Genomic DNA, 15,126 nt, shown 5'->3' on the forward strand with positions numbered 1-15,126 from the left:
CGGTGGCGTCGCTGACGTACGAACTCACCCTGGCGGGGCTCGCCGTCGGCAGCGCCGCCGCCCTCACCGGCGTCGGACTGATCGTCACATACCGGGCCACGGGCGTGCTGAACCTCGCGCACGGCGCGATCGCCATGGTGTGCGCCTATCTGCTGCGTCAGCTGGTCGTGGAGTGGGGCTGGCCGCTGCCGCTCGCCGCCGCAGTCACCCTGCTGCTGGTCGCGCCGGGCATCGGGCTGCTGCTCGACCGTGGGGTGTTCCGGCCCCTGGCGGTCATCGGCAGCGACCCCGCGCAGACCCTGGTCGCGTCGATCGGCGTCTTCGTGCTCCTCGTCGGGGGCGCGGCGCTGGTATGGGGAGCGGGGGCCCGCCCGGACGCGCCGGTACTGCTCGGGGACGCCCCCTGGGGGCAGTTGGCGACCGCCGTGGTGCTGGTGGTGCTGGTGGGAGCGGTGACCCGGTGGACCCGGTTCGGCCGCGAGCTGCGGGCCGTTGTCGACAACCGTCCGCTGGCGGTGCTGGGCGGGATCGACGCGGACCGGGTGGCGGCGGCCGGCTGGGCGTTCGGCTCGTTCACGGCGGGGCTGACGGGCGTGCTGCTCGCGCCGGTCGTACGCCTCGATCCCTACGGGCTGCCGCTGCTGGTCGTCGAGGTGATCGCGGTGGCGGTGGTCGCCAGGATGCGCAGCCTGCCGGTGGCCGTAGCCTGCGCGCTCGCCGTCGGCGTCGCCCAGGCCCAGTTGACGCGGGTGCACCCGTCGGGCTGGTCCGAGCCCCTGCTCCAGGCCGTCGGCGCGAACCTCTTCGTGGTGGCCCTGCTGGTCGCGGCCCTGGTACTGCCCGGCGCGGACACCCGCGGCTCCCTCCCGCGTACGTCCGCACCCGCACTCCCCCCGGCGCCGCCGGCCGCGTGGCTGGTGGCCGGGGTGCTCTTCCTGCTCCCCCTCGGCTTCGCGGGCTCCGACCTCCAGACGTCCGTCCAGGTCCCCGCCCTGGCGGTCGTCCTGCTCTCCCTGGTCGTGGTGACGGGGCGCGGTGGCCAGATCTCACTGGGCCAGGCCGCGTACGCGGGTCTTGGCGCCCTGTTCACCGCGCTCCTGTCGGCCGGCCGCTTCCCCGGCCTGCCCGAACTGCCCGAACTGCCCTCCCTCCTCGTCGCGGTGGCCCTTGTGGCTCCGCTCGGCGTCCTCACCGGGTGGCCCGCGATCGGCCGCCGTGGACTGGCCCTGGCCCTGACCACCCTGGCGTTCGGTGTCGCGGTGAGCCGGTTCGTCTTCGCGCAGCCGTACGCGACGTCCGGGCTCGTCCTGGGCCGCCCTGCGGGCTTCGCGGGTGACCGCGCGTACTACCTCCTGGAACTGGCCCTGCTGGCCTGCGCCCTGCTCTCCGTGGCCACGCTGCGCCGCGGCCGTACGGGCAGGGCGCTGGCGGCGATGCGGGACCACGAGACGGCCGCGGCGGCTGCGGGTGTCCCCGTCCCCGCCCTGAAACTCCTGGCGTTCGTCATGGGTGCGGCCCTGGCCGCCCTGGGCGGCGGCATGCTCGGCATGGGGCTGCGCGCGTTCGACCCGGCGGCGTTCGACCCGGTGCGCGCCCTGCTGTGGTTCGCGGCGGTGGTCGTCCTGGGCGCCGGCAACCTCCTCGGCGCCTGCGCGGGCGCGGCTCTGCTGGTGGGCCTGGACGCGGGGGCGCGGGGCGGAGCGGCCGCCGCGGTAATCGGCGTCCTGGCGGTCCTCGCCGGCCGATGGCCCGACGCCCCGCACCGGGCCCTGCGGTGGCTGCGCCCGGCCGCACCGGAGCCGCGTGCGGGGCTGGTGCGCCGAGTGCGGCCGGCCCGCGCCGCGCCCCCGGCTCCGGCTCCGCAGCACCGGGCCGGCCCGATGCCCGGGCCGCCCCGGGCCGAGCGCCACCCGCCGGGGGCGGGGGCGGGGGCGGCCCTCGGCGCGGGAAGCCCGCCCCGCCCGGCATCCCGGTTCCCGCCCGCGGCCCGCCCCAGGGGCGGTGGGCGGCGCCTCCCGGCCCGCATCGGCCGGGCCGGCGGATCGGGCCCCCGGCCGCCCCTGCGTGCCTGGGGCATCCGGGTCGCCTACGGCGCCTTCACCGCGCTCGACGGGGTGGACCTCACCGTCACGCCGGGGCACGTCACCGGCCTCATCGGGGCCAACGGGGCTGGCAAGAGCACCCTCTTCCACTGCTTGTGCGGCACGCTCCGCCCGGACGCGGGGCGGGTCGAGCTGGACGGCGTGGACATCACTCGCAGACCCGCGCACGCCCGCACGCGCCTCGGCATCGCCAGGACCTTCCAGCAGCTCGCCGTGTTCCCCTCCCTCAGCGTCGAGGAGAACGTCAGGCTCGGCGCCGAGCAGGGCCACGCCCGCGACCCGGGCGCCGTCGAGCCCGTACTGCGGCTCCTGGACCTCGCCGGGCCCGTGCGCAGGCTCCCCGCCGCCGGTCTGCCCACCGGCACACTGCGGCGGGTCGAGCTGGGAAGGGCGCTCGCGGGCCAGCCGCACACCCTGCTCCTCGACGAGCCCGCCGCCGGCCTGGACACGGCGGAGACCGAGCAACTGGCCCGCGTGATGGGCGCCCTGGCCGCGGACGGCATGGCCGTCCTCGTCGTCGAGCACGACCTCGACCTGCTCGCGGGCATCGCCCACACCGTGCACACCATGACGGCGGGGAGCATCCGGCCATGAGTGTCGAGATCGAGCTGCGCCACGCGCGCGTGCGCTACGGGCCCCTGGAGGCCCTGCACGGAGTGGACCTGCCCGTACCGGCGGGCGGCGCGCTGACCGTACTCCTCGGACGCAACGGCGCCGGCCGTACGACCGCGCTGCGCGCACTGGCCGGGACCGTGCCGCTCACCGCGGGCCGGGTGGTGTGGCGCGGCACGGACGTCACCCGCATGCACGCCCACGACCGCGCCCGCCGCGGCCTGTGCTTCGTACCGGACAGGCACGCCGTGTACGCCACCCTCACCGTCGCCGAAAACCTGGAACTCGCTTCACCGGACCGGGACTTCGCCCCGGCGCTGACCGGCTACCCGGCGCTGCGCGCCCTGTTGCCCCGTCTCGCGGGCACCCTCTCCGGCGGCGAGCAGCGGATGCTCGCCGTCTCGCGCGCCCTGCTCACGCACGCGCGCGTGGTCCTCGTGGACGAGCCGACCCAGGGCATGTCGCCGCCCGTCGCCGCCCGTACGTACGAACTGCTCGCGGCGCTCGGCGGCCTCGGCGTGGCCGTCGTGGTCGCCGAACAGAGGATGCCGCCCGGCCTGCTCGGCCGGACGGCATCCCCGGTGATCGTGCATGAACTGCGACGCGGTTCCGTCGTATTCGGCGGAGAGGCGTCCGAACTGCGCGGTGGACCCAGCGGACCAAGTGGACTCAGGTGACGAGCCGCTGACCCGGCAGGATGAGGTCCGGATCGCCGCCGATGACGGCCCTGTTGGTGGCGTACAGCCGCTGCCAGCTGGTTCCGTGCGCGGCCGCGACGGTGCCCAGGGTGTCACCGCTCCGCACCGTGTAGTCGCCACGCTCACCGGAGCGCGTGGCACGCTCCGGCGTCCGGACCTGCGCAGGTGCCTGCTGGGCCTGCTGCGGCGTTCGGGCCTTCTGCGGTGTCCGGTCCCGCTGGGGCTTCACCGCCTTGGGCGCCGTGTTCGCCGTACCCGGTGCGCCCGCCGCGGCCGGCGCGCTGCCGTTCGCCCCGGCCCTCGCCGAGCAGCTGGGCCAGGCACCCCAGCCCTGCGCGCGCTGGACCTTGGTGGCGACTGCGATCTGCTGGCTCCTGCTCGCCCGGTCGGCGGTGGCCGCGTAGGCGCCTCCGCCGTACGCGCGCCAGGTGCTGCCGGAGAACTGCAGCCCGCCGGAGTAGCCGTTACCGGTGTTGATGTGCCAGTTGCCACCGCTCTCGCACCGGGCGATGCGGTCCCACACTCCGCTGTCCGCCGCGGCCGGCGGGCCGGTTGCGGCGAGCAGAGCCAGCGGCGCCACCACGGCGGCACCTACGAGCGCTGCTGTCTCACGACGTCGACTGCTGCGTATGGAACTGGAACGTGCGGTCATGGATTCCCTCTCGAAGCACCCGGGGTCCCCCTGGGCGGCGCGGCCCTCGGCGCGTTCGGCGCCTCCGGTCCGTGCCACCCCGCCCGCCGGAGTCGGTGCTCTCGATACTCGTGCCGTGCTGGCTGTGCGGCCGGCGGGCATTCCCGGGCGGTGCTCGATGCACACGGTCGAGGAATCTATGGAGCCCGCCGACCCATAACAACCACGTCGGTGTCGGTCCAGGCCAGTTGCCGTCTACCTCGGGTAACGGCGAGTTCGCGCCACCCACTTGATTGCCTGATTTCATCTTTTGTCGGCCCTGGATCCCGCCGGTCTATGACTCACGTCACCGCTTCGACTTCCGTGTACTACCCAGCCATTGACGTGGAGTGAAGGGTTCCGGCGGCTGTTTCACTCTCCGCGTCCGACGGTTCGATTCCGTTCCCTTCCGCGCGTGACCCCGGCCACAGATCACCCGTTGTTCAGTTGACGAGCCGGGAACCTCCCGGCACCCGCACCGAGTTCGAGGAGCCACCCGTGTCGCGCATGCTCGACGTCAGCGACGACGTACGCGCCGAGATCGGCAATGAAGAGGCCGAGCGGCTGCTCTCCGGCGGCAACGCCCCGGGCAGCTACGACTGCACCTCCTGCCGTACCCCGGGCGACTCAGATCAAGAACGCACCAGCACGGTGCTGTTCGTCGGCGACGAGACCGCGGTCCTCGCCTTCGCCCATGCCACCTGCATTCCCTCGCAGGTGGTCCAGGTCGCCGAGGAGCACCTGCAGGGCGCCGTACGCAGCATCACCGGCGGCGGCACCCAGAGCCCCGGCGGCGGCCCCACCGACCTCGCGTCGGACCAGGCCGTGCTCGGCATCACCAGCGGTCTCGTACTGATCAACCACCAGCTCCACCCGGCGCTGGTGGTCGAGCCGACGGGGCCCATCGCCCGCCCGGGATCCGTCGGCGGCACCGACGAGTTCCTGCCGCTCCTCACCGACCAGGGCTTCGAGCAGGTCGCCAACCTGGACCAGCCGCCCGCCGTGCTGCCCGGCTGGTCCGTCCTGCTCGCCGCCGGGCAGCTGCACGCCGTGCTCCAGCCGGGCGCGGACGGCGGCCCGGCCATCTCCTGGTGGCAGGCCCACCAGCCACTCCAGGTGACCGACGGCTGGCGCGCCGCGGCCAACAGGTCGCACACCGTGCTGGTCTTCGCCGCGCCCGTCGGCTCCATCGGTCAGCAGCCCCGCGAGGACCTGCTGCGCGACATGCTGGAGAAGGCCGCGGCCGGGGGCCTGCTGGTCGGCGCCGCGATGCCGCTGGCCGGCACCTGACGGGGCCGCACGGCTTCGCCGTGCTTCCACGCACCCCTGCCGAACAGCGAATTCGCGGCTCGGCCCGCATCCGAGAGGCGGTGGGGTCGTTGCCACGTATGTGCACTCATACGACCCCTCCCGCCATCAGTCGTACCCGAACCCCATCCCCGCGATGCGCCCTCCCTATCAAGCACCGCAGGCCGAGCAGTCGCACACCCCGATCTATGACGCCCTGTACTCGGAATACCTCAGGTCCTTCCGGACTCTGCCCGGAGATCGCAACGGCGAGGAGGACCTGGGGTTCACCGCCTTCGGCCCCAGGACACACCAGGGCCAGGGGACCGGCTCCGGCCAGCACGGCGGCTACGGGAGCTACTCCGGCCAGGGGATGAACAGCGGCTACACCAGTTCCTGGCACAGCAACAGCAATGGGCGGCAGCACACCGGAAATCACTTTCCGGCGGCGCTGCCGCCCGCTCCCCGAAGGGGATTTTGAGCCCTGGGACCCTTGCGAACCCCCACGAACTCGGGGCACCCGCAGAGGGCACCCCGAGTTGCTGCCTACTTGCGGCCGCGCTTCTCGCGCACCCGCACCGAGATGTGGATCGGGGTGCCCTCGAAGCCGAACTCCTCGCGCAGCCGACGCTCGACGAAGCGCCGGTAGCCCGCCTCAAGGAAGCCAGAGGCGAACAGCACGAACCGCGGCGGCTTGGCGCCCGCCTGCGTACCGAAGAGGATGCGGGGCTGCTTGCCGCCACGCACCGGGTGCGGGTGGGAGGCGACGATCTCGCCGAGGAAGGCGTTCAGCCTGCCCGTCGGGATCCGGGTCTCCCAGCCCGCCAGCGCCGTCTCGATCGCCGGTACCAGCTTCTCCATGTGCCGACCGGTCAGCGCCGAGACGTTCACCCGGGGCGCCCAGGCGATCTGCGCCAGCTCGGTCTCGATGTCGCGCTCAAGGTAGTAGCGACGGTCCTCGTCGAGGGTGTCCCACTTGTTGTACGCGATGACCATCGCGCGGCCCGCCTCGACGGCCATCGTGATGATCCGCTGGTCCTGCACCGTGATGGACTCGCTCGCGTCGATCAGTACGACCGCGACCTCGGCCTTCTCGACGGCGGCCGCGGTACGCAGCGAGGCGTAGTAGTCCGCGCCTTCCTGGAGGTGGACGCGGCGGCGGATGCCCGCCGTGTCGATGAACTTCCAGGTGATGCCGCCGAGCTCGATCAGCTCGTCGACCGGGTCACGGGTGGTACCCGCCTGCGCGTGGACGACAACGCGGTCCTCGTTCGCCACCCGATTCAGGAGCGAGGACTTGCCGACGTTCGGACGGCCGATGAGCGCGATGCGGCGGGGACCGCCGACGGTCAGACCGAAGGTCTGCGCCGGCGCCTCGGGCAGCGCTTCGAGTACGGCGTCCAGCATGTCGCCGGTGCCGCGGCCGTGCAGCGAGGAGACCGGGTGCGGCAGGCCGAGCCCGAGCGACCACAGCGAGGTCGCGTCGGCCTCGCCGCTCTGGCCGTCGACCTTGTTGGCGCACAGCACGACGGGCTTGCCGGCCTTGCGCAGCAGCCTGACGACGGCCTCGTCGGTGTCGGTCGCGCCGACCGTGGCGTCCACCACGAAGACGACCGCGTCGCAGGCCTCGATCGCGTACTCGGCCTGGGCGGCGACGGAGGCATCGAGCCCCAGTACGTCCTGCTCCCAGCCGCCGGTGTCGACGACCTTGAAGCGGCGCCCGGCCCATTCGGCCTCGTAGGTGACGCGGTCGCGGGTGACGCCGGGCTTGTCCTGGACGACGGCCTCGCGGCGGCCGATGATGCGGTTCACCAAGGTCGACTTGCCGACATTGGGGCGGCCCACGACGGCGAGGACGGGCAGCGGGCCGTGTCCGGCGAGCGCTCCCTCTACTTCCTCGGGGTCGAAGCCCTCGGTCGCGGCGAGCTCCATGAACTCCGCGTACTCGGCGTCGCCAAGCGATCCATGCTCGTCGCCGGAGTGATTCTGGTCGTTCATGAAGTCCGTTCCTCGTTCATCATCGATGGCCCACGATCGCGTGGTCCACTACTCAAGTTTCGCCCAGCGCCCGGTGAAGCGCTTGGCACTGTCCAGGTGGGCGGTCAGCCGCTCCTGAATACGCACCGTGGCGTCGTCCAACGCCTTACGGGTACGCCGTCCGCTGCCGTCACCGGCTTCGAAGGCGTCGCCGAAGACGACGTCGACCCGGCTGCGCAGCGGCGGCAGCCCCCGTATCAGCCGTCCGCTGCGTTCCGTGCTTCCCAGAACCGCCACGGGGACGATGGGGGCACCGCCGCGCACCGCGAAGTACGCGAGCCCGGCGCGCAGGGAGGCGAAGTCGCCCTCGCCCCTGGTGCCCTCGGGGAAGATCCCGAGGACGCCGCCGCCCTGAAGGACCCCGATCGCGTCCGTGATGGCCTTGCGGTCCACGGTCGTACGGTCCACCTTCAGCTGCCCGATCCCGCGCAGGAACGGGTCGAGGGGGCCGACGAATGCCTCTTTCTTGATCAGAAAGTGCACCGGCCGGGGGGCCGTACCCATCAGCATCGGTCCGTCGATCATGTGCGAGTGGTTCACCGCAAGGATCACCGGACCGGTCGCGGGCACCCGCCAGGCGCCGAGTACACGCGGCTTCCACAGCCCGTACATCAGCCCGATGCCGATGCCCCGTCCGACCGCCGCGCCGCGCGGCGTGGGTGCGGTCACTTCGCGGCCTGCTTCTCCTCGATGAGGGTGACGACGCACTCGATGACCTGCTGGAGCGTCAGTTCGGTGGTGTCCACCTCGACCGCGTCGTCCGCCTTCGCGAGCGGCGAGGTCTTGCGGCTGGAGTCGGCCGCGTCCCGCTTGACCAGGGCTTCCCTGGTGGCTGCCAGGTCGGCGGAGTCCTTGCCCTTGAGCTCGCCACTGCGGCGGGTCGCGCGGGCCTCGGGCGAGGCGGTCAGGAAGATCTTGAGGTCGGCGTCCGGCAGCACCGTCGTACCGATATCGCGTCCCTCGACGACGATACCGGCCTCGGCACCCTTCGCGATGGAACGCTGCAGGTCGGTGATGATCGTCCGCACCTCGGGCACGGCGCTGACCGCGCTCACCCTGGAGGTGACCTCCTGGGTGCGGATCGGCCCGGAGGCGTCCACGCCGTCCACGGTGATCGTCGGGGCGGCCGGGTCGGTGCCGGAGACGATCACGGGCTTGGTCGAGGCGTTCGCGACGGCGGCGGCGTCGGTGACGTCGACGCCGTTGGTCAGCATCCACCAGGTGATCGCCCGGTACTGGGCGCCGGTGTCCAGGTAGCTCAGGCCGAGCGCGACCGCGACAGCCTTGGAGGTGCTCGACTTGCCCGTGCCGGAGGGGCCGTCGATGGCGACAATCACTGCTGCCGGGGCGGTCCGGGCGGCGGTTTCCACGGTGTCGGACACCTTCCTGGTACACGGGCTGGGGTGGCGGGGACGAATGATTACCCCGCACAAGGTTACTGGCTACGCCGGGCCACCCCGTACAGACCGCTGTCCGGCCCTCGCGAGGGCCCGGTCACCGCCCGGCAGACCGGCCGAACCGGCTTCGCACGGCTGCGCCGGACTCCGTCCGCCGACGACCCGGGTCACTACCGAACGCCGTCGGTCACTGCCGCGTGGACCAGCCGCGCACACCCCCACAACGCCGCACTCGCACCGCGCGGCCCAAGGGGGCCGCACCGGCTTCGCACGGCTGCGCCGGACTCCGTCCGCCGACGACCCGGGTCACTACCGAACGCCGTCGGTCACTGCCGCGTGGACCAGCCGCGCTCGCGCAGGAACGCGCCGAGCGAGGGCGCCGCCTGCGGTTCCACCATCAGCTGGACCAGGCCCGCCTGCTGCCCGGTCGCGTGCTCGATACGTACGTCCTCGATGTTGACGCCCGCCCGGCCCGCGTCCGCGAAGATCCGGGCCAGCTCGCCCGGCTGGTCGCTGATGAGGACGGCCACGATCTCGTACGCCGTCGGGGCGGCCCCGTGCTTGCCGGGCACCCGCACCCGGCCCGCGTTGCCGCGCCGCAGGACGTCCTCGATGCCCTCCGCGCCTCTCTGCCGCTTGTCCTCGTCGGTGGACTGGAGGGAGCGCAGCGCCCGGACCGTCTCGTCCAGATCCAGAGCGACCCCGGCGAGCACGTCCGCGACCGGCCCCGGGTTCGCGGAGAGGATCTCGATCCACATCCGCGGATCGGACGCCGCGATGCGGGTGACGTCCCGGATGCCCTGCCCGCACAGCCGCACGGCCGTCTCGTCCGCGTCCTCAAGCCGCGCCGCGACCATGGAGGAGATCAGCTGCGGGGTGTGCGAGACGAGGGCGACGGCGCGGTCGTGCGCGTCGGCGTCCATCACCACCGGCACGGCCCGGCACAGCGCGACCAGTTCCAGCGCGAGGTTCAGGACCTCGGTTTCGGTGTCCCGGGTCGGGGTGAGGACCCAGGGGCGGCCCTCGAAGAGGTCGGCGGTGCCGGACAGCGGGCCTGAGCTCTCCTTGCCGGCCATCGGGTGCGTACCGATGTACGGCGTGAGGTCGCAGCCCAGCGCCTCCAGCTCCCGGCGCGGCCCGCCCTTGACGCTGGCAACGTCCATGTACGCGCGCCCCGCCCCGCGCCGCATCGCGTCGGCCAGGGTCGCGGCCACATGGGCCGGCGGTACGGCGACGATCACGAGGTCGACGCGCCCCTCGGGCGCCTCCACGGTGCCCGCGCCGAGCGAGGCGGCGGTACGGGCCTGGGCGGGGTCGTGGTCGACGAGGTGGACCGTGACCCCGCGTCCGGCGAGGGCGAGCGCGGCGGAGGTGCCGATCAGGCCGGTTCCGATGACGAGGGCGGTTCTCACTGGGCGATGTCCTTGCGGAGGGCGGCGGCCGCGCCGAGGTAGATGTGCGAGATCCCGGTCTTGGGCAGGTCCGACTCGATGTGCGCGAGGATCCGGACGACGCGCGGCAGCGCGCCCACGATGTCCAGTTCCTGGGCGCAGATCAGCGGGACGTCGACGATGCCGAGCTTGCGGGCGGCCGCGGCCGGGAAGTCGCTGTGGAGGTCAGGTGTGGCGGTGAACCAGATACTGATGAGGTCGTCGGCGGTGAGCCCGTTGCGCTCCAGGATGGCGGTGAGCAGCTCGCTGACCTGCTCGTCCATGTGGCCGGCCTCGTCCCGCTCCAGTTGGACGGCCCCACGGACTGCTCGTACTGCCACGTCGTGCTCCTCGCTGCGTACCTCGACTGCGCCTGCTTCGTTCAGCCTAGTTCGGCAGGGGCGGCCGGGCTTCACCCGTTCTGTCGGTGAGACGCCCCGGGCGTCTCACCGACGCCCTCTAGGCCCGGCCGTGGGTGGCGTGGAGGGCCACCAGCATCCGCCAGACGCGCCCGGCGAGCTCGGGCGGTGTCCCGGTGACCCGGCCGTGCACCCAGTCGGCGAGGACCCCGGTGAACAGGCCGGCGACCGCGCTGGCCACGGCCTCGTCCCCGTCGCCGCCGCCCGGCCGGCGCTGTCGCCGCTCCGCGAGGCTGCGCAACCTGAGCTCCTCGTGCAGCAGCTCACCGAGCGGGCCGCCGCCGCCCGGCCGCAGCAGGCTCCGGTGGACGGCCACCCGCGCGCGCACCGCGTCCAGCAGGTCGACGAGGGCGCCGGGCGGGTGCTCGGGGCCCGGCGGAGTCTCCCAGGCGTGCAGCGCGTCGACCGCGTCGCGCACCAGGCCCGCGCACGCGTCCACGGCGAGGGTGTGCAGGTCGTCGTAGTGCAGGTAGAAGGTGGCCCGGCCGACGCCCGCGCGGCGCACCACATCGGAGACGGCCACCTGCTCCAGCGTCTGCTCCTCGCACGCCGCGAGGAGAGCCTCCCGCAGCCGGCCGCGGGTGCGTGCCGTACGGGGGTCCTTGCTGCCGGCCACCGCCGCCACGTGCTCAGCCCGCCGCCAGGACGAAGCCGAGGGCGACGGCGGCGGGCACCGCCTGCACAAGGAGGATGCGCCGGTTCACGGTCGCCGCGCCGTACGCACCGGCCACGATCACGCAGATCAGGAAGAAGATCTGGATCTGGAAGGAGACGGGGTCGCTCGCGAAGAGGCTCCAGAAGAGGCCGGCGGCGAGGAATCCGTTGTACAGGCCCTGGTTCGCGGCGAGCGGGGCGCTCTCCTTGGAGAACTCGGCCGTGGTGGAGAACACCTTCCGGCCGCGCGCGGTGTCCCACAGGAACATCTCAAGGACCAGGAAATAGGCATGGACGACGGCCACCAACGCCACCAGTACGTGGGCCACGATCTGCATCTTTGTGCCTCCGGTCCGACTGCCGATCCGATTTCCTGGACGACTGTACAGGAAATCGGATCGGCAGCGGTCGGAACCGTGACGATGTCGCCACTCGTCGGGATTTCCCACGCGCTGCCCACAAACTGCCCATCGATACTGCTTCGGCACTGGACGTGTGCGTGCGGGTCCGCTTGCATGGGAGGGCACTGTCCGGCACCTCGGGGGAGGCTCGTATGAAGCGTTCCGGTCCCCTTTTCACTCTCCTCGCGGGTCTTCTGCTGGCCCTCTTCATGCTGACGCTCAACGCCACGACGGGCACCCGTGCGACGTCGTACGGCGAGGAATCCTCCGGGCGGGACGCGGCGCCGAGCGCCTCACCTGCCCCGGCGCCCTCCCTGGACACGCCGTCGCCCCGGACGCCCTCACCCCGGCCGTCCCCACCGCCCGACGCCACGTACGCGGGCCGTACGGCCGACGACACCGCCGCGGTCTCCGTGTCCGTCCGTGACGGCAAGGCGGTCGCCTACTTCTGCGACGGGCGCGACCAGGAGTCCTGGCTGCGCGGCGATGTCGAGGACGACCGGTCGATGCGGCTGACCGGCAAGGGCGGCGCCGAGCTCGAAGGGACCCTGCGCGGCAACAGGGTCAGCGGCACTGTCGACATCCGCGACCGTACGTGGGCCTTCACGGCGACGAAGGCCGTCAAACCGTCGGGCCTCTACCGCGCCACCGCCGAAGTGCGCGGCGCGCAGATCGACGGCGGCTGGATCGTCCTCCAGAACGGCAGGCAGGTCGGCATCCTCAAGCGCGACGGCAAGCCGGCCGCCGCGCCCGGGATCGACCCGGCCACCGGTGCGGTGACCATCGACGGGACCGGGCTCAGGGCCCGCCCCGTCGTCCCCTGAGCCCGACCACCAGGGAGTGAGCGCGTCATGAGCGTGGACCCCAACGCCCCGACCTCGTCCTTCTCCGCCCACCCGCCCGGCAACCACGCCCGCCCCGGCCTGGCGCGCTTCCTGGTGCCTGCCCTGGTGGCCGCGGCGGTCGCGGTCGGCCTGGGTGCGTACGGGAAGGTCCATGACCCTGCCGGTACGGCGTTCAACCTGGCGGGGTTCAACAGCACGGGCGCGGTCAAGTCGTGGCTCGCCACCGCCGCCGTAGCGTTCGCGGTCGTCCAACTGCTTTCGGCCCTGGCGATGTACGGGCGGCTGCCCGGCGTGCGCGCCACTCCCCCGGTCTCCGTGGTGCACCGCTGGTCGGGCCGGATCGCCTTCCTGCTGGCGGTGCCCATAGCGGTGCACTGCCTGTACGGGCTGGGCTACCAGACGTACGACTCCCGGGTGATGTGGCACTCGCTCCTCGGCTGCTTCTTCTTCGGGGCGTTCAGCGCCAAGATGCTGCTGCTGCGCGCGGAGCGGCTGCCGGGGTGGCTGCTGCCGGTCATGGGCGGTCTGGTCTTCACGGTGCTCACGGTGGTCTGGCTGACCTCGGCTCTCTGGTTCTTCCGCACCTTCGGTGTGACGACATGAGGAGCACGTGATGCGGAAGTGGAAGCGGATGCGCACGAGCCGCCGGGCCGTCCTCGCGGCGGGCGCGGCGGCGGCGGGCGGCGTACTGACCACCGGTTGCGCTAAGTACGGCGACGAGGGCGGCGGTGGCGCGCCACCGCCCGAGTCCCCGAAGCCGCCGGGGAGCGACCCGGCCGGGGAGCAACCGTCGGACGAGGCAACTCCCGGCGGCGGAAAGGAACTCGCGAGGACCTCGGAGATACTGGTGGGCGGCGGCCGGGTCTTCGGCGCCGAGAAAGTCGTGGTGACCCAGCCGGCCGCGGGCACCTTCAAGGCCTTTTCCGCGGTCTGCACCCATCAGGGGTGCCTGGTGAAGACCGTCGAGGGCGGCACCATCAACTGCCCCTGCCACGGCAGCAAGTTCCGGGTCGCGGACGCCTCGGTCGCGGGCGGCCCCGCCCCGAAGCCGCTCGCCGCGCGCCGCATCGCGGTGGAAAGTGATTCGATCCGGCTGGTGTGACTGCGGCACAATCCGGCCCATGATCCCGCCGCCCGTGTCCGTACCGACGCCCGAAGATCTCGTACGCCATCACACGGTGTACTCCTGTGTGATGGGCTCGCGCGCCTTCGGCCTGGCGACGGAGGCCAGCGACACCGACCACCGCGGCGTCTTCCTCGCGCCGACCCCACTGTTCTGGCGCTTCGACAAGCCGCCAACACATGTGGACGGCCCCGCCGACGAGCAGTTCTCCTGGGAGCTTGAGCGCTTCTGCGAGCTGGCCCTGCGCGCCAATCCCAACATCCTGGAGTGCCTGCACTCCCCGCTCGTCGAACGGATCGACGCGACCGGTGAGGAACTGCTCGCCCTGCGTGGGGCGTTCTTGTCCCGGCAGGCCCACCGCACCTTCGTGGGGTACGCGGCGGGCCAGCGCAAGAAGCTGGACGCGGACGTCCGGCAGTACGGCGCCCCGCGCTGGAAGCACGCCATGCATCTGCTGCGGCTGCTCGGCAGTTGCCGCGACCTGCTGCGCACGGGCGAACTGACGCTCGATGTCGGCGACGACCGCGAACGGCTGCTCGCGGTCAGGCGCGGCGAGGTCGCGTGGCCGGAGGTGGAGCGCTGGATGGAGCGCGCCGGGACGGAGGCCGACACGGCCGAGCCGAACAGCCCTCTGCCGCAGGAGCCTGACCGGGCGAGGGTCGAGGACTTCCTGATCCGGACACGCCGCGACTCCGCGCACCGTCAGTGAGGCGACGCGACCGACAGCCCTGCGCGGGCCGCACACTCTCCCTGCCTCTTGTCATACGTCACAAACCAACTCACGCCTCGGCCAAGCTGCAGTGCTGAAACCGCATGGATGGCATCCAGGCTTCGCAGCGACGATCCGGTCGCGAAGTCCCCTGCCTCGATAAGCAGTTCAGGCGTGAGCCGAAGCTTGGCGATGGCCCCGAGGAGGCGCTCAGTGACCTCTCGCTCCACCTCATCGGCCCCTGCGCGCTGCAGCAGCCGCCGTACCTCCGTGTGCGCGAGGTCGCAGGTGACGATGGCCTGACCACCGCCATGCTGCTCCACCCATCGCTCCAGCGCTGACGTCTCCGCCTCAACCCGCACCAGCTTCGCGATGGCCGACGCATCGAAGTACAGCAGGCTCACACCGTCTCCTCGTCGCGCTGAGCCAGCAGTTCGGCCGTCAGCCCACGGCCTGCCGACTTCTTGCGCACGGCCCTCAGCTGTCCAAGAGCGTCGGTGATCTCATCGGCATGACTCTCCTCCAGAACTGCTGAGTCGAGCACGCCGACAGCGATCGCTGCACGAATGTCACGCTCCGCAGGATCCAGCGGAGCCAGTATGGCGACGGGAACGCCGTCCCGGGTGACCTCGATCGACTCACCCGCGGCCACTGCATCGAGAAGGGCGGCAGTATGCCGGGCCAGGTCTCTCGCGGGTACGCGCTTACGCTTTGCCAGCTCCATGGCAGACACCATACCCCC

At 72.4% G+C, this 15,126-nt stretch carries 18 protein-coding genes; 8 read left to right on the forward strand and 10 right to left on the reverse strand.

The annotated features are described in order from the left end of the window. Positions 1-2: 2 nt before the first annotated feature. Together ABCR94_RS21635 and ABCR94_RS21640 are read left to right on the forward strand one after the other, a co-directional pair. Positions 3-2,696: an ABC transporter permease subunit gene (locus tag ABCR94_RS21635; RefSeq protein WP_347121297.1), complete on the forward strand. Its 2,694-nt coding sequence runs from the start codon at positions 3-5 to the stop codon at positions 2,694-2,696. Continuing rightward, positions 2,693-3,391 (forward strand): ABC transporter ATP-binding protein, encoded by a 699-nt coding sequence (locus tag ABCR94_RS21640; RefSeq protein ID WP_347121299.1) that lies wholly within the window; start codon positions 2,693-2,695, stop codon positions 3,389-3,391. Before ABCR94_RS21635 ends, ABCR94_RS21640 begins: the two co-directional genes overlap by 4 nt. Here the strand turns inward: ABCR94_RS21640 and ABCR94_RS21645 are convergent. Next, entirely contained in the window at positions 3,384-4,064 is a 681-nt protein-coding gene (locus ABCR94_RS21645; protein WP_347121301.1) for a transglycosylase family protein, read from the reverse strand. The two genes, ABCR94_RS21640 and ABCR94_RS21645, sit on opposite strands and share 8 nt — an antisense overlap. A 516-nt stretch (positions 4,065-4,580) precedes the next feature. Here ABCR94_RS21645 and ABCR94_RS21650 point away from each other — a divergent pair. Continuing rightward, a complete protein-coding gene (locus tag ABCR94_RS21650; RefSeq protein WP_347121302.1) occupies positions 4,581-5,372 on the forward strand; it encodes a DUF8842 C-terminal domain-containing protein in 792 nt (263 codons plus the stop codon). A gap of 154 nt (positions 5,373-5,526) precedes the next feature. Further along, entirely contained in the window at positions 5,527-5,850 is a 324-nt protein-coding gene (locus tag ABCR94_RS21655; RefSeq protein ID WP_347121303.1) for a hypothetical protein, read from the forward strand. Positions 5,851-5,915: 65 nt separating this feature from the next. On the opposite strand, the gene der is transcribed toward ABCR94_RS21655, so the two are convergent. The 7 genes from der to ABCR94_RS21690 form a co-directional block, all read right to left on the reverse strand. Next, the gene (gene der / locus ABCR94_RS21660) at positions 5,916-7,367 is read right to left on the reverse strand and encodes a ribosome biogenesis GTPase Der (RefSeq protein ID WP_347121304.1); all 1,452 of its coding nucleotides are present in this window, start codon (positions 7,365-7,367) and stop codon (positions 5,916-5,918) included. Positions 7,368-7,415: 48 nt separating this feature from the next. Further along, positions 7,416-8,018 carry a lysophospholipid acyltransferase family protein gene (locus ABCR94_RS21665; RefSeq protein WP_347121404.1) on the reverse strand — a complete coding sequence of 201 codons (603 nt, stop codon included), beginning with the start codon at positions 8,016-8,018 and terminating at the stop codon, positions 7,416-7,418. Positions 8,019-8,071: 53 nt separating this feature from the next. Then, positions 8,072-8,788 carry a (d)CMP kinase gene (cmk, locus tag ABCR94_RS21670; RefSeq protein ID WP_347121306.1) on the reverse strand — a complete coding sequence of 239 codons (717 nt, stop codon included), beginning with the start codon at positions 8,786-8,788 and terminating at the stop codon, positions 8,072-8,074. A gap of 341 nt (positions 8,789-9,129) precedes the next feature. After that, positions 9,130-10,215 (reverse strand): prephenate dehydrogenase, encoded by a 1,086-nt coding sequence (locus ABCR94_RS21675; protein ID WP_347121307.1) that lies wholly within the window; start codon positions 10,213-10,215, stop codon positions 9,130-9,132. Continuing rightward, positions 10,212-10,574, reverse strand: coding sequence for a chorismate mutase (gene aroH, locus ABCR94_RS21680; RefSeq protein WP_283520461.1), 363 nt, complete (start codon positions 10,572-10,574; stop codon positions 10,212-10,214). The genes ABCR94_RS21675 and aroH overlap by 4 nt, the downstream gene beginning before the upstream one ends. Before the next feature lie 118 nt (positions 10,575-10,692). Continuing rightward, a complete protein-coding gene (locus ABCR94_RS21685; RefSeq protein ID WP_347121308.1) occupies positions 10,693-11,268 on the reverse strand; it encodes a TetR/AcrR family transcriptional regulator in 576 nt (191 codons plus the stop codon). A 13-nt stretch (positions 11,269-11,281) separates the two neighbouring features. Next, positions 11,282-11,644 carry a DUF1304 domain-containing protein gene (locus ABCR94_RS21690; protein WP_347121309.1) on the reverse strand — a complete coding sequence of 121 codons (363 nt, stop codon included), beginning with the start codon at positions 11,642-11,644 and terminating at the stop codon, positions 11,282-11,284. A gap of 215 nt (positions 11,645-11,859) precedes the next feature. Between ABCR94_RS21690 and ABCR94_RS21695 the strand changes: the two genes are divergently transcribed. From ABCR94_RS21695 to ABCR94_RS21710, 4 genes are read left to right on the forward strand one after another with little or no spacing between them, the layout of a single operon-like run. Next, positions 11,860-12,531, forward strand: coding sequence for a hypothetical protein (locus ABCR94_RS21695; RefSeq protein WP_347121310.1), 672 nt, complete (start codon positions 11,860-11,862; stop codon positions 12,529-12,531). Between the two features lie 27 nt (positions 12,532-12,558). After that, complete coding sequence (locus ABCR94_RS21700) at positions 12,559-13,155, forward strand: DUF6529 family protein (protein ID WP_347121311.1); 597 nt, start codon at positions 12,559-12,561, stop codon at positions 13,153-13,155. 10 nt (positions 13,156-13,165) lie between these two features. Then, positions 13,166-13,654 (forward strand): Rieske (2Fe-2S) protein, encoded by a 489-nt coding sequence (locus tag ABCR94_RS21705; RefSeq protein ID WP_347121313.1) that lies wholly within the window; start codon positions 13,166-13,168, stop codon positions 13,652-13,654. A 19-nt stretch (positions 13,655-13,673) separates the two neighbouring features. Then, on the forward strand, positions 13,674-14,384 hold the full coding sequence (locus tag ABCR94_RS21710; RefSeq protein ID WP_347121315.1) for a nucleotidyltransferase domain-containing protein: 711 nt from the start codon (positions 13,674-13,676) through the stop codon (positions 14,382-14,384). Here ABCR94_RS21710 and ABCR94_RS21715 read toward each other — a convergent pair. Continuing rightward, positions 14,378-14,788, reverse strand: a complete 411-nt coding sequence (locus ABCR94_RS21715; RefSeq protein WP_347121316.1) for a type II toxin-antitoxin system VapC family toxin — start codon at positions 14,786-14,788, stop codon at positions 14,378-14,380. The two genes, ABCR94_RS21710 and ABCR94_RS21715, sit on opposite strands and share 7 nt — an antisense overlap. Further along, entirely contained in the window at positions 14,785-15,108 is a 324-nt protein-coding gene (locus ABCR94_RS21720; protein ID WP_347121318.1) for a type II toxin-antitoxin system Phd/YefM family antitoxin, read from the reverse strand. Before ABCR94_RS21720 ends, ABCR94_RS21715 begins: the two co-directional genes overlap by 4 nt. Positions 15,109-15,126 lie beyond the last annotated feature (18 nt).

This window comes from Streptomyces changchenzhani, from assembly GCF_039766235.1.
Lineage (GTDB): Bacteria > Actinomycetota > Actinomycetes > Streptomycetales > Streptomycetaceae > Streptomyces.